The organism is Segatella copri (assembly GCF_026015465.1).
Taxonomy (GTDB): domain Bacteria; phylum Bacteroidota; class Bacteroidia; order Bacteroidales; family Bacteroidaceae; genus Prevotella; species Prevotella copri_E.
Genome location: NZ_JAPDUQ010000001.1, coordinates 627,463 through 641,257 on the forward strand (window position 1 = coordinate 627,463; position 13,795 = coordinate 641,257).

General features: G+C 48.6%; 10 protein-coding genes. 2 read left to right on the forward strand and 8 right to left on the reverse strand.

Annotated features, from left to right (window positions below):
• Nucleotides 1–177 precede the first annotated feature (177 nt).
• Nucleotides 178–915 carry a nitroreductase family protein gene (locus ONT08_RS02760; RefSeq protein WP_264959194.1) on the forward strand — a complete coding sequence of 246 codons (738 nt, stop codon included), beginning with the start codon at nucleotides 178–180 and terminating at the stop codon, nucleotides 913–915.
• A gap of 234 nt (nucleotides 916–1,149) precedes the next feature.
• On the opposite strand, the gene ONT08_RS02765 is transcribed toward ONT08_RS02760, so the two are convergent.
• The 6 genes from ONT08_RS02765 to ONT08_RS02790 form a co-directional block, all read right to left on the reverse strand.
• Nucleotides 1,150–2,616 (reverse strand): MFS transporter, encoded by a 1,467-nt coding sequence (locus ONT08_RS02765; RefSeq protein WP_264959195.1) that lies wholly within the window; start codon nucleotides 2,614–2,616, stop codon nucleotides 1,150–1,152.
• 111 nt (nucleotides 2,617–2,727) lie between these two features.
• On the reverse strand, nucleotides 2,728–3,693 hold the full coding sequence (kduI, locus tag ONT08_RS02770) for a 5-dehydro-4-deoxy-D-glucuronate isomerase (RefSeq protein ID WP_118201640.1): 966 nt from the start codon (nucleotides 3,691–3,693) through the stop codon (nucleotides 2,728–2,730).
• A gap of 27 nt (nucleotides 3,694–3,720) precedes the next feature.
• The gene (locus ONT08_RS02775; protein WP_264959196.1) at nucleotides 3,721–5,076 is read right to left on the reverse strand and encodes a PTS galactitol transporter subunit IIC; all 1,356 of its coding nucleotides are present in this window, start codon (nucleotides 5,074–5,076) and stop codon (nucleotides 3,721–3,723) included.
• Nucleotides 5,077–5,327: 251 nt separating this feature from the next.
• Nucleotides 5,328–7,805, reverse strand: coding sequence for a bifunctional UDP-N-acetylmuramoyl-tripeptide:D-alanyl-D-alanine ligase/alanine racemase (locus ONT08_RS02780; protein WP_264959197.1), 2,478 nt, complete (start codon nucleotides 7,803–7,805; stop codon nucleotides 5,328–5,330).
• A gap of 52 nt (nucleotides 7,806–7,857) precedes the next feature.
• On the reverse strand, nucleotides 7,858–8,679 hold the full coding sequence (locus tag ONT08_RS02785) for a GSCFA domain-containing protein (RefSeq protein ID WP_264959198.1): 822 nt from the start codon (nucleotides 8,677–8,679) through the stop codon (nucleotides 7,858–7,860).
• A gap of 15 nt (nucleotides 8,680–8,694) precedes the next feature.
• Entirely contained in the window at nucleotides 8,695–11,202 is a 2,508-nt protein-coding gene (locus tag ONT08_RS02790) for a YfhO family protein (protein ID WP_264959199.1), read from the reverse strand.
• Between the two features lie 239 nt (nucleotides 11,203–11,441).
• Here ONT08_RS02790 and ONT08_RS02795 point away from each other — a divergent pair, with 239 nt between their 5' ends.
• Entirely contained in the window at nucleotides 11,442–12,119 is a 678-nt protein-coding gene (locus tag ONT08_RS02795) for an outer membrane beta-barrel protein (RefSeq protein ID WP_238399498.1), read from the forward strand.
• A 49-nt stretch (nucleotides 12,120–12,168) separates the two neighbouring features.
• Here ONT08_RS02795 and ONT08_RS02800 read toward each other — a convergent pair whose 3' ends face one another.
• Nucleotides 12,169–13,140 carry a phage antirepressor gene (locus tag ONT08_RS02800; RefSeq protein WP_264959200.1) on the reverse strand — a complete coding sequence of 324 codons (972 nt, stop codon included), beginning with the start codon at nucleotides 13,138–13,140 and terminating at the stop codon, nucleotides 12,169–12,171.
• A 94-nt stretch (nucleotides 13,141–13,234) separates the two neighbouring features.
• Entirely contained in the window at nucleotides 13,235–13,795 is a 561-nt protein-coding gene (locus ONT08_RS02805; protein WP_264959201.1) for a DUF5675 family protein, read from the reverse strand.

The following is a 13,795-nucleotide window of genomic DNA, read 5'->3' on the forward strand; positions in this document are numbered from 1 at the left end:
TGCAAAATTAAACTTTTATTTCTAAAATCTGAAACGTTTTGGCATATATTTCACTAAAAAAGTGAAAGAAAGACAACTTTTTGGGAAACTTTCACTAACTTTGCAGCAAAATAGGGTTCTGAAATGGAACAGAACTCCTATATATATAATAAGGTATAATGATAAAATAAAAAAGATATGGAATCGATTAAGAACAGAACAAGCATCAGAAAATATGCAGAGAAGGAAGTATCTGAAGAACTCCTGAACAACCTTTTGGAAGAGGCAGAGCGCACCCCGACAATGGGAAACCTGCAGCTTTACAGCGTTGTGGTAACAAGAAGTGAAGAAGGAAAGAAGGCGCTGGCACCAGCCCACTTCAACCAGCCAATGGTAACAGAAGCCCCTGTCGTCCTCACCATCTGTGCTGATTATCGCCGCACAACCCTCTGGGCAGAGAACCGCAAGGGAACCCCGGGCTATGACAACATTCTCTCTTTCATGAATGCAGCTACCGATGCCCTTCTTTTCACCCAGACCTTTACGAACCTGGCAGAAGAAGCCGGTTTGGGCACCTGTTTCCTGGGAACTACGGTTTATATGCCAAAGATGATTATCGACACCCTGAAGCTCCCTAAGCTCGTAATGCCAGTAGCCACATTGACCATCGGCTGGCCGGCAGAACATCCAGCCCTGAGCGACCGTCTTCCTCTGCGCAGCATCATCCACCACGAGCATTTCGAAGATTACACCCCAGAAAAGATAGATGACTTCTATGCAGAGAAGGAAGCTCTGGAAGAAAACAAGGAGTTCGTTCGCATCAACAACGTAGAGACCCTAGCCCAGGTTTTCACCGACATCCGATACACAAAGAAGGATTGCGAGGCGATGAGCCAAGGTTTCCTCGAAGCCATCAAGCAGCAAGGATTTATTTAAAGGTAAAAAAGTAAAAAGGTAAAAAAGCCTTAACCCTTTATAACCCCATTCCCTCGTAAATTTATATAGCCCCTGGTGTGTTATTACATCAGGGGCTTTTAACATTACGGGGGACCTGCGATGGAATCGCAGGGAACGGGGGCGCAAAGAGGGAGAGGGGCTTTTTACCCTTTTACCTTTTTACTTTTAAAGAAGGCTTTTTTTACCTTTTTACCTTTTTACTTTTTTACCTTTTCATTCTTCTACAACGATTGGCTTGTACTTAGGAACCAATGCCTTCATGATGCACCAGCCTACGAGGTAAGCAACACTACAGATGCAGAATACAATCATGTAGGCACCTGGCTTGCCATCGAAGCCCATGAAGCTGAAGTCTGAACCCAGACCATCTGCATAGGTGAAGAGCATACCGGAACCCTTGTTGATCAGGAAGGAACCGATACCACCTGCCATCGCACCTATACCGGTGATAGTAGCTACAGTTGACTTAGGGAACATATCACCGATGGTAGAATAGAGGTTAGCTGACCATGCCTGATGACCTGCACCGAGCAAACCGATGATGATAGCTGGCCACCATGCACTGTACTCACCCATAGGCTGGGCAATCAGACCGAGCAATGGGAAGCAAGCGAAAATCAACATCGCACGCATTCTGCCGATATATGGATTCATACCCTTCTTGTCAACAAAGTAGGTTGGCAAGTAACCACCACCAATACTCAATACGGTTACAATAGCATAGAGAGTGAAGATGAGGGCGATACCCATACCTGAATCTGAAGAATAACCATACTGGTCAGAGAAATAAGCTGGTGCCCAGAAGAGGAAGAACCACCAAACACCATCAGTCATCAACTTACCAACGATGAATGACCAGGTCTGACGGTAGCTGAAGCACTTCAGGAAACCGATAGTTTTCTCCTCAGCTGCAGTTTCAGTCTCTTTCCCAGCCTCAACCTGATCGAGGTTCTCATCCTGCTCAATATAAGTAAGCTCAGCCTTGTTTACATACTTGCTGTTAGATGGTTTGTCATAGAGCCATACCCAGAGGCCCATCCATACGTAACCGAGCACACCGATGATGATGAAGGCCCATTCCCAGCCCATGCTGCGAGCCAACAAAGGAATGGTAGCTGGAGCTGCCAAAGCACCTACAGAAGCACCACTGTTGAAGATGGCGGTAGAGAAAGCACGGTCTTTCTTAGGGAAATACTCTGCTGTTACCTTGATGGCTGCAGGGAAGTTACCTGCCTCACCCACAGCAAGAATCAGACGGCAAGAGAGGAACAACCATACACTGATTGTAGCAATCGCTACGGCTGCATCACTACCAGCCTGTACCATGCGGAGCGCCTCGATAGAATCATAACCTTCCATCTGCATAGCTACCCAACCGCAACCGGCGTGCATCACAGCACCTGTTGACCATACGAAGATAGCGATGAGATAACCTTTCTTGGTGCCCATCCAGTCAACAAACTTACCTGCGAAGAGGTTAGCGATGGCATAGAAGATGGAGAAAAGACCGGTGATGGTACCATAGTGATCATCTGTCCAGTGGAATTCTGGAGCAATGAAGTCTTTCCATGTTAAAGAGAGAACCTGACGGTCCATGTAATTGACTGTGGTTGCGATGAAGAGCAGCGCACAGATTACCCAACGGAAGTTGGACATTTTACTTGTTGTAATAGGGCTCATTTTATAAAAAAGTTTTTAAGCGTTATACTTATTTTTATTTTAGATTACTATTTAGACGGCAAAGCCTGGCTCATATTAATCATAAACCAGGTTGCCATATCATGTATCTTATTATTCCAATGTAGGAATCTTCACTACCTGCATATCGTTGTAGATCAGATTCTCACCTGCCATACCCCAGATAAAGGTATAGTTGCTGGTACCTGCTGCACAGTGGATAGACCACTCTGGAGAAATCACAGCCTGCTCGTTGTTCAACCAGATAGGACGTGTCTCCTGTGGTTCACCCATTACGTGGAGAATCTTCTGACCCTCTGGTACATTATAATAGAGGTAAGTCTCCATACGGCGGAGGTGAGTATGAGCTGGCATGGTGTTCCATACAGAACCCTCCTTCAACTCAGTAACACCCATCTGCAACTGGCAGGTACGAACACCGGCTACACCGTCGATAATCAACTGGTGGATTACACGGTCGTTGCTCTCCTTCAGGCTACCAGCCTTGATGTTGTTGGCATCCTTCAGGGTAACCTTCTTGGTAGGATATGTCTGATGAGCACAAGCGCTGTTCATATAGAACTTAGCTGGCTTAGCTGCATCCTTGCTGCTTACCTCGATGTTCTTGGCACCACGACCTACGTAGAGAGCCTCCTGGAAACCGAGTGTATACTTCTTGCCGTCAACGGTAACAGTACCCTCGCCACCGATGTTGATGATACCCAGCTCGCGGTTGTCGAGCAGATTCTTCTGATCGTTTGGCTTGTCTGTATAGAGAGGAGCGATAGAAGTCAGCTTCAGAGGAGCAGTTGTTGGCTCAGCACCACCGATGAGGAAGCGGTCGAACATGGTGTATGTCCAGTTTACCTCGCCTGGAGCAAACACCTTCTCGATAGCGAATTCACCGCGAAGGCGGTCTGTTGTATAGTGCTTTGCATCCATCGGATTGCTTGCATAACGAACGTTGTAGTTAGTGTAGGCATTTTCTGCCTTCACTTCATAACCACATTTTCCACACTGGCCAAAAGCCTGACTTGCTGTTAATACCATTGCTGCTAATATTAATGTTAATTTCTTCATAATTATCTTGTTTTATTTTTTACCTTTTTACTTTTTTTCTTCCTTCACGATGCGCTGACGGTTGATAACCATCATGGCTACTGTGATGACTGCGAGAACACCCATACCTACGTATGAAAGCTTCACACCGCGATAGATAACCCATCCGAAGAGAGAGGATGCGAAATCGAGTGCACCGCCTGAGAATCCGTCAGGGATATGAGCGGCATTATCGCCTGTTGCTGCATAAACCTGGTTGGCTGCCAGCGTAAAGTCTGGTGCCATATCGGTAACGAAGTAGAGACCGATGACGAGGGTTATCAGGCCGATGATAAGCGTCTTCACCACATTACCTCTTGTAAACGGCAGAATCATTGGGAAGAGGTAGAACATACCTGCCAACGAAGCCAAAGGCAAGAATTGGTTGCCTGGCAGGAAGACTGCGATAGCCAGGATAACCGGAATCAGAATCACAGATGCTACCAGAGTAGTAGGATGGCCGATTACCAGGGCAGGACTCATACCGATATGAACCTTCTTGCCGTTAAACTTGGTCTTCACCAACTCCTGTGTCTTCTCTGAGATAGGCTTCAAACCGTCGATAAACAGGGCTGTAATACGAGGAATCAGCTCCATCACGGCTCCCATCGTTACACCCAGGAAGAGAATCTTCTTGATATCGAGCTGGGCTGCCCAACCTATCAGGGCTCCTACGATAACACCGAGTACCAGTGGCTCACCGAGCACACCAAACTTCTTCTTCAGTCCCTCTGCATCGATATCGAGCTTAGAGAAGCCCGGAATCATATCGAAGAGTTTATTGAAAACGATTGCGAATGGCATGAAACTCTGGCAGAATGGCTGCGGAATAGAGATACCATCCAAATCGTAATATTTCTGGAATCTGTCGGCTGTCAGGTCTGCACAAACCAGCGTGTTGATGTAGCAGACGATGGCTGCGAAATAGCCCCAGAGCAAACTCTGACCCATCACGAAGTAAGCCACTGCACCGATAAAGGCGAAGTGCCAGTAGTTCCAGAGGTCGATATTCACTGTACGTGTTGTCTTGGTAATCAACATCAGGAAGTTGACACCCAGACAGATTGGGATAATCAATGCTCCCACTGCTGTATTGTAAGCTACAGCTGCAGCTGCTGGCCATCCCATATCAAAAACGTTTAACTGTAAGTGGTAGATGTCTGAAATAGCCTTCAATGGGTCGTTGAAGTTGGTAGTCAGCAATGCAGTTACCACGCCCAAGCCTACGAAACCCACGCCTACGAAGAGTCCCGACTTCAAAGCCTTTCCGAATTTCATGCCAATACACAGACCGATGACCGTGAAGATGATAGGCATCATCACGCTCGCACCGAGACTGATAATATAGCTAAATACTTGTTCCATTTTAATTTGTAGTATTGTTTAATTGTTAGAAAATACACGACAAAGAGCACCCTCTTTTGTCTTTTTATGATTTGTTGTGTGCAAAGATACACTTTTTTCTTCAATTACAATACGTTTTGATGGAAAAAATTACGCAAAAAAAATCCCATCAGAACATTTCTGATAGGATTTCTCTATTTTTATACGTTTTTAAATGATTTTTTACCGAATCGGTCTTCATTCTTCCCTCTTCGTTCTTCCCTCTTCACTTCCTAGTCCTGGAAGTAAACTCTCTTCACACGGTTGCTGATGGTGGTCAGCACCTCATAAGGGATGGTCTCGAGGATATCGCTCAGTGTCTGGACAGGCAGATGCTCGCCGAAGATTTCTACCGAATCTCCTTCCTTGCAAGGGATGTCGGTCACGTCTATCATAGCCACATCCATACAGATGTTGCCCACATATTCTGCCTTCTGGCCGTTCACCAGACAGTAGGCATGACGGTTGCCCAGACGGCGGTTCAGTCCGTCAGCATATCCGATAGGGATGGCTGCGATGACGCTGTCTCTGTCGAGAATTGTCTTGCGGCTGTAGCCCACACTGTCGCCTGCCTTCACGTTGTGCATCTGCAGAATAGTTGTCTTCAGGGTGCTCACGCAGTTGATGGTCTTGTTGTTGCGCGAATTGATACCGTAGAGTCCGAGTCCCAGACGGCACATATCCAGCTGGCGCTCCGGGAAGTGCTCGATACCTGCCGAATTGCAGATATGGCGCAAAATCTTATGGTCGAAAGCTGCCTGCAACTGCTTGCTGCCCTTGTCGAAGAGTTCAAACTGATGAGCTGAGAAATCATCGAAGCTGTCGTCATCGCTGCCCACGAAGTGAGAGAACACAGAACGTGGGATGATGGCATTCTGGTGCTTCAGCTTGCCGATGAGTTCCTCCATATCGTTCTCAGGGTCGAAGCCCATGCGGTGCATGCCGGTATCCAGCTTGATATGGACAGGGAAACCGGTTACGCCCTCTTTCTCAGCTGCCTTGATGAGCGCATCGAGCAGACGGAAAGAGTAAACCTCAGGCTCCAGGTCGTAATCGAACATGGTCTTGAAGGCGGTCATCTCCGGATTCATGATCATGATGTTGCTGGTGATGCCGTTCTTGCGCAGCGTAACGCCCTCATCGGCTACAGCCACAGCCAGATAGTCTACACGATGGTCCTGCAGGGTCTTGGCTATCTCCACAGCACCTGCACCGTAGCCGTCTGCCTTGATCATGCATACCAGCTTGGTTTCCGGCTTCATAAACGCACGGTAGTAGTTCAGATTGGCTACCACGGCATTCAGGTTCACCTCCAGCGTAGTCTCGTGTACCTTCTGTACCAGCAGTTCGGTGAGCTGGTCAAAGCCAAACTGGCGGGCGCCCTTCAGCAGAATCACCTCATCGCGCAGGGAAGCAAACACTTCGCTGGCGATGAATTCCTCTACATTCGGGAAGAAGAACTTCTCTGAAATCTGAATCACATCGTGCTGCTTGCAGAGCTCAGGACCGATACCGATGAACTTTACCACGCCACGCTTGCGGGCTAAATCGCTCACCTCTTTATATAATACCTCCGGTGCCTGACCGCTCTGGTAAATGTCGCTCAATATCAGCGTATGGCGACGACCGCGATGGTCTGGACGGCGGTTCATGAAGTCGAGGGCGATATCGAGCGAATTGATATCACTGTTGTAGCTGTCGTTAATCAGCGTACATCCGTGCTGTCCTACCTTCACCTCCAGTCTCATTGCCACAGGTTCGAGCTGTGCCATGCGCTTGTCGATATCTTCAGCCGAAAGACCGAGTTTCGATGCCACGACGGCAGAGATGATGGCATTCTGTACAGATGCATCGTCGATGAACGGGATAGAGAAACTGTCTTCCACACCTTTATATATATAGGTAATCACGCTCACGCTCTGCTGCTTCTCGATGTTCTTCACATAGAAAGGAGCCTCCGCATTCTTGAGCGACCAGAAGAGTTTCTCGCCTTTATAGTCGGGATATTCAGCTATCACCTTGTTGATAACCTCGTCATCGCCATCATAGATTACGGTCTCTGCATCATGGAAGAGGATGAGTTTCTCCCGGCATTTCTCCTCCATGGAAGAGAAGTTCTCCTGATGCGCAGCACCCAGATTGGTCAGTACGGCGATGGTTGGCTGGATGATGTCACGCAGGGCAAGCATTTCGCCTGGCATACTGATACCTGCCTCGAAAACGCCCACCTGGGTCTGCTCGTTCATCAGCCATACCGACAATGGCACACCTATCTGAGAGTTGTAACTGCGCGGACTGCGGGTAACAAACATGCTTGGCGAGAGCAGCTGGTAGAGCCACTCCTTGACCATGGTCTTGCCGTTTGAGCCCGTGATGCCTACGATAGGGATGTTGAACTCGTCACGGTGGCGCTCAGCCAGACGCTGGAGAGCCTCGAGCGTGTTTACTACCTTCAGGAAGTTGGCTCCCGGATAATCAGAAGCATAGCCCTTAGGCACATTCGTTACAACAAAGTTTTTCACACCTCTGCGATACAACTCAGGGATGTAGTTATGACCATCATTACGCTCCGACTTGAGCGCAAAGAACAGAGTTTCCTCTGGGAAACAAAGTGAACGACTATCGGTCAGGATAAAACCGATGTTGGTATCATTGTCTCCATAGCGACGCGCACCTATCAGTGTGGTTACCTTTTCAATAGTATATGTCATTGTCTTGTTATTTAAATATTCTTTATTTTATAAGAGATGATATTTCTCCATTTTATAAGAGATGATATTTCTCCTCAAATTGTCTTTTCTTCTCTTCCGTCCCGGCGATGAACTTCTGATGCTCCTCGCTCTCGGGATGGAAGGGCTTGTGGCCGAGTGCTTCGCGGATAGGCCTCCAGTCATCCAGAAACTGCTCTGCTGCCTTGCCGAAGTAAGTTGTCCGGAACCGCTCCCAGATATATTCCACAGCCTGTTCGCTCGGGTGCAGCATGTCTTCCTTGTAGAAGCGGTAGTCACGGAGTTCATCGTTCATAATCTCGTAAGCCGGAAAATAGCTCACCACTCCGGGATTTTCCTTCACCAGCTTATCGGCTGCCAGCAGGAGCGTAGCCTTCGAAAGCTGACTCCCGGGATAGCCGTATTTCGCATAGCGGATAGGGCTTACCGTGATGATTACCTTCAGAGTGCCTTCACTGCTACCGGATGCTGCGGTCTGCGATTTCAGCAGACTGATAGCCTTCTGCAGATAGCCGGCACATTCGTCCACGCTCAGTTCCCGCTCTTCGAAGAGGCGCTGCGGGCGCTTCTGGCAGTTGTCCACTATCTCGCCCGTCTCCTTCAGGATATACACATGGTTGGTACCCAGCGTAAAGACAGCCACACGGGGACGCACCTCGGAACATTTCTCTACCGTATGGAGAATGCTTGCCGGATTATACATCACCCCGAAGGGATTCACCGTAGCCCGGAAGCGGTTCTCCACAAACCGCCTACCCAGATTGTCGGCAAAGCAACTGCCCACAAAGAGCATCCGCTCTGCCGCCCCTATCTCGAAGTCGGCCTTCGGAATATCTATTTCTGTGCGAAACAGCATAAATCTTTCTCCTTTTTATTCATTCACTTCCGGAGAAGCCTTCTTGCGTTTTCTCACCTCAACCACTACACCTATTATAATAAGGAGAGCCAGAACGCCATAACCGATGTAAGCCACCGTCTCGGTATTCTTGAGCGACTGAGGATGGAAATCGAGAACCACTTTGTGATTACCAGCTTTCACGTTCAGCGCACGCAGAATATAGTTCACTCTGCCCAGCTCAGCCGGCTGTCCATCAACCGTAGCCGTCCAGCCCGGATAGTAAATCTCAGAGAATACGATCACGCCGCCCTTGCTCGACTTCACCTCGTAAGTCAGGTTGTTCGGCTTATACTGCGTCATCTTCACCACCGAAGTATCATCCTGCTTCACGCTCTGCGCCAGCTGTTCCTTGAATTTGGCATCAGCCACAGCCACGTGTCGGAGGTTCACCTTGCCCACGCCATCAATTTCCTCGTTGGCATTGTTCACATACTTCACCTCGTCTACGAACCATGCATTGCCGTAGGCATACGGATTCAGAACCGGAACGGTCTGTCCGCCCTGCAGCGGCATGATGAAGTATTTGGTATTCAGCATGTTCAATACCGGATAGATACTGTCGCCGTTCACCTTGGTCATATCGCCGCCCGCAGCAGCTACCGCCTGCATCGTCTTCTGCATCTCAGGAGCGATATGTGCCTCAATCATCTCCTGGTAGCGACGGAGCTTGGCTGGATGATAACCGCCGATGCTCTTGTGGTAGTAAGAGGTCTCGTTCTCATTGAATGTATTCGATGCCAGATTCAGCACACGGTAGTCGAGTGCCTTGTCACGGCAGATAATCTTGTCGGTCTCGGTCATCTGCTGCGGTGTATCGCGCTGCGCCTTGTCTACGAACATATCATCGTAGAGATAGCGCTTGTTCACCATCCACATATCCACCAGACAGAGCACGGCGATGCCGGCAATCATATATTCCTTGCCCAGCTTCTTCATCTTGAAGAGCATCAGCAGTGCCGAACCGACGAGGATGATCCAGAACGAACGCCAGCAGTCGGATGTGAAGATGCCCTTGCGGATATCCGTCAGATTGCTCATGATTGGAGAGATATACTCCTGAGGCAACTGCTGCAGCGCCTGTGTCTCCTGTACCGATACGAAATCTGGGAAGAATACGCCCGGCATGATGGCAAAGAGCAGACAGAAGCCTGCTGTCAGACCGAAACTGGCATATACATATTTTATCTTCTCTGCCAGAATCTCCGGCTCATCCACAATCTTCTTCAGCGCCATCATCGCCAGGAGCGGGATGGTGAATTCTGCGATAACCAGGATAGATGCCACCGTTCGGAACTTGGCATACATCGGCACATAATCGAGGAAGAAATTGGTAAACGGCATGAAGTTTCTACCCCAGGCGAGCAGGATGCTCAGGATGGTGGCAGCAAGCAGCGCCCACTTCATCGGACCCTTCACGATAAACAGGCCCAGGATAAAGAGCATGCAGACGAAGGCACCTACATATACAGGTCCGCTCGTTCCCGGCTGGTTGCCCCAGTACTGTCCCAGCTGCTGGTAAATCTGAACGAAGTTAGGATCAGCCTTCTCCATCGCCTGCAGGTTCTGCGCCAGCGGCACGGAGGCACCGCCCTTGGCATTCGGAATCATCAGCGTCCACGTTTCGTCGATACCATAGCTCCACTGTGTGATATAGTCTCTATCCAGACCGCTGCTGGTCTGGTTAGCCGCATTTTTCTTTACGAGTTCACTCTTTCCACGCATGGTTTCCTGACCATACTGCCAGGTATGATAAAGGTTCGAGAGGTTGAGCGAGATACCGATGAGGGCACCCACCACGCATACCGCCGTAGCCTTTCCGAAGCGTGCGAGTTCACCTTTCTTGATAGCATCTGCCAGGAAGGCTATCACCATGAAGAGGATGATAAAGAGGTAGTAATAAGTCATCTGCACGTGGTTTGCCTGCACCTCGAAAGCCGAGAAGATGGCAGTAAGGAGCAGTCCCTTGAGATACTTGCCCCGATAGGCAAGCACCACGCCCGCAATCATCGGCGGCAGATAAGCCAGTGCCCATACCTTCCAGATATGTCCGGCAGCGATAATGATAAAAAAGTAGGACGAGAATGCCCAGATGATACTTCCCAGCGCCGCCAGTGACTGTCTGAAGTTGAAGGCACGCAGCATGATATAGAAGCCCAGGAGGTATACAAAAACATACCAAACATAGTCTGGCAACCACAGATGATATGCCTTCACAATCTGGCTGAGCACCTGATTACTGTCATACGAAGGCGACATCTGATAGGTAGGCATACCGCCAAACACCGAGTTCGTCCATCGTGTAGTCTCTCCCGTCTGCTGCTGGAAGAGTTCCTTTTCATGTCCCAGTCCCTTTCCTGCCGCTGCATCATGTCGGAAGAGGATTCGTCCGTCCATATCGGCTGGCATAAAGTAGACGAAGGAGATGATTGCAAATGCAATAACTACCAGAATATCCAGTAGATACTTCTTCAAAAATTTCATAATTTCTATATAAACGTTTATAATTTGAAGGCAAAGATAGCACAAATTGGAGACAAAACAAAAAATATAGCAAAAATTTATATTTTTTTTGTTGAGAAAGTTGTATTAGGTCAGAAATAGGGGTTCCCCTCTATCATTTAGGGAAACGCTCGCTGCCGTTTCGTTTTTTATTCGTACCTTTGCACCGTAAAACAAGTTTCTTCAAACAGCATATATTAATGTATAAAAGAATAAGAATTATGAAAAGATTAGCATTCATCATGATGGCATTGCTCCTGGCTCTGATGCCGGCAGCAGCACAGAATTATCGTGACAGCAGATATTACAACAGCAGGACAGACCGTCTCGACTACCGTTACAACTACAACTACGGCAGCCCGTATTACGGATTCCGCATCGGTCCTGCCTTCACCTTTGTCAATTCCGACGATTCCCGTCTGGATGGTGGCGACTGGCAGACCGGCCTGAATGTGGGCGTAGTAGCCGGCATTCCATTGACCGACAGCGCCCCACTCTATCTCGAGACCGGACTTTCGTATATAGAGAAAGGTGGCAAGAAGGATCTTCCTGAAGGCAAGAAGATGACCTACGACCTCAACTATCTTGAGATTCCAGCCGTACTGAAGTACAAGTACGAGGTAGACGACCACTTCTCCATCCAGCCTCAGGTAGGCGGCTATTTTGCCGTTGGTGTAGGAGGCAAGATCAAGAACTTTGCCGAGCGTGAAGCAGAGAGCTCATTCAAGGATGCAAACTTCCGCCGCCTTGATGGTGGTATCCGCATCGGCTGCGGCATCGGCTACGACATGTTCTATGCCGATCTCACCTACGACATCGGTCTTGCCAACATCTGCCACGACAGTTTCGACAAATCGCGCAATGGAGCCCTCCAGTTCAATTTCGGAGTTAACTTTTAGGAACAGACAAAAGCCCCTGATGCAAGAACACATCAGGGGCTATAAACTATTAACTATAAACTTCACACAGTTCCCAGTATCGCTGGGCGAGGTCATGGATGAACTTTCGTCCTCGCTCAGTCCATACGAGATAGGTATGGGTGTAGGCTCTGCCCATCTTCTCCTGTCTGCCATCACTCTTCGGGTCGAGGAAGGCGCTGTAGCGGGTGCGGCTCTTGGCTAAGCCCATGTGGGCGTAATCGGCATAGAGGAGATACTGACCGCTCTGGTAATACTGGATATGCAGGGCACAGAGCGAGCGGTTCAGTTCCTGCGCTGTGATACCGAGCTCCTTCGCAATCTGCGTGGTGGTGAAGCAGGAAACGGAATCGAGCACGTTATCGCTATAGAGCGCTTTCGGCAGAAGATTACCCACCTGATTCTCCAACTGGATGATGTTATCACCACTCTTGGCGATGCGAACCACCTGCTCATCCACCACATCATTCAAGCGGCGGATTTCCGTATCCTGTTCGCCGATAAGCTTCTTCTGCTGTTCAATCTGCAGACGCTGCTTCTTCAGCAGATTCTCCTTCTCCTTGAGCGTAGCACGGAGGATTTCTTCCGCATGTCGGATTGTCTCCTCATCACTCTCGCCCTGCTGAACCGGGATATAACCACCCGTCTTGCGAATCTGTGGCAGCACATCAGCCGTAACCCAGTTCTTGAACTTCACGGCAGTAGAAAGCTTAGAGCCGAGAACCAAAGCATAGAAACCGCTCTCCGAAACGTAAATCATCTGCTGGAAACGTTTCGCATCAGTTCCATCCTTCTTGATGCCTGTCACTACCCATGCGCCCTGTTTTAGGGCGTCAAGTGGGTTAACCAACTGGTTTACAGCGTTTCTTGATTTTTTATACCCCAGCACATCACAGACATCCTTTGCGCAGAACAAAGGTTCTCCGTTCTCATCGGTCAAGGTACGAATCTTACCGAATTCAGGGTTTTCAAACACGACAGCAGCAGCTGCCTTCTTATCCATTTCTACTTTATTTGTATTAACTGACTTTACCATAATAATTTGTTTTTAAAAATTAATCACTAAAAATTCAACATTCAACACTCAACATTCAACATTAAATGATTGTAATCCAAACGCTCTCCTCCCGTTCCCTTGCTGCGGTAATGGCATTGATAAGCCGATGCAGCCAGATGCGGGAATTAAAGACGGCACCCTGTAATTTATTTTCACCTACCAGAATGCAGCCCTGCGTATCATCGGGATAATTACCGGCATGGATGCGGATGCCCTCAAAATCGGGAACACCCTGCACCAGCGGAAGCCACTTCTTAAACCTTGGCGATTTCGAGATAACCACAGGATACGAGCCTTCCGGTATCGCCGTATGACCCGGTATCTTGCGGGCTTTCTTACCCGATACCCTGCTGTACCGTCCATCCTCCTCTTCCGGTTTCAGTTCGATACCCAGAAGGTTTCTCCACGTAGGCTCCAGGGTATCACAGAAGTAATGTTCCTTGTCCAACTTCGTCTTATCGAAGCTGTGTTCAAAGATACGCTTGTCGCCAATTTTCACACCCGAACGCCAAGTACGCTTCACATCCTTATCGCTCAGGATATAAAGATGACCTATCGTATAAGTCTTCTTCTTTGCTATTCTTTTTACTACTATTTCCAT

Excerpts from the sequence above, each read along its gene's own strand:
- ONT08_RS02780 (WP_264959197.1), bottom strand. The coding sequence starts at position 7,805 with ATGACATATACTATTGAAAAGGTAACCACACTGATAGGTGCGCGTCGC.
- ONT08_RS02805 (WP_264959201.1), bottom strand. The coding sequence starts at position 13,795 with ATGGAAATAGTAGTAAAAAGAATAGCAAAGAAGAAGACTTATACGATA.
- kduI (WP_118201640.1), bottom strand. The coding sequence starts at position 3,693 with ATGAAGAAATTAACATTAATATTAGCAGCAATGGTATTAACAGCAAGT.
- ONT08_RS02790 (WP_264959199.1), bottom strand. The coding sequence starts at position 11,202 with ATGAAATTTTTGAAGAAGTATCTACTGGATATTCTGGTAGTTATTGCA.
- ONT08_RS02800 (WP_264959200.1), bottom strand. The coding sequence starts at position 13,140 with ATGGATAAGAAGGCAGCTGCTGCTGTCGTGTTTGAAAACCCTGAATTC.
- ONT08_RS02765 (WP_264959195.1), bottom strand. The coding sequence starts at position 2,616 with ATGAGCCCTATTACAACAAGTAAAATGTCCAACTTCCGTTGGGTAATC.
- ONT08_RS02760 (WP_264959194.1), top strand. The coding sequence starts at position 178 with ATGGAATCGATTAAGAACAGAACAAGCATCAGAAAATATGCAGAGAAG.
- ONT08_RS02795 (WP_238399498.1), top strand. The coding sequence starts at position 11,442 with ATGAAAAGATTAGCATTCATCATGATGGCATTGCTCCTGGCTCTGATG.
- ONT08_RS02775 (WP_264959196.1), bottom strand. The coding sequence starts at position 5,076 with ATGGAACAAGTATTTAGCTATATTATCAGTCTCGGTGCGAGCGTGATG.
- ONT08_RS02785 (WP_264959198.1), bottom strand. The coding sequence starts at position 8,679 with ATGCTGTTTCGCACAGAAATAGATATTCCGAAGGCCGACTTCGAGATA.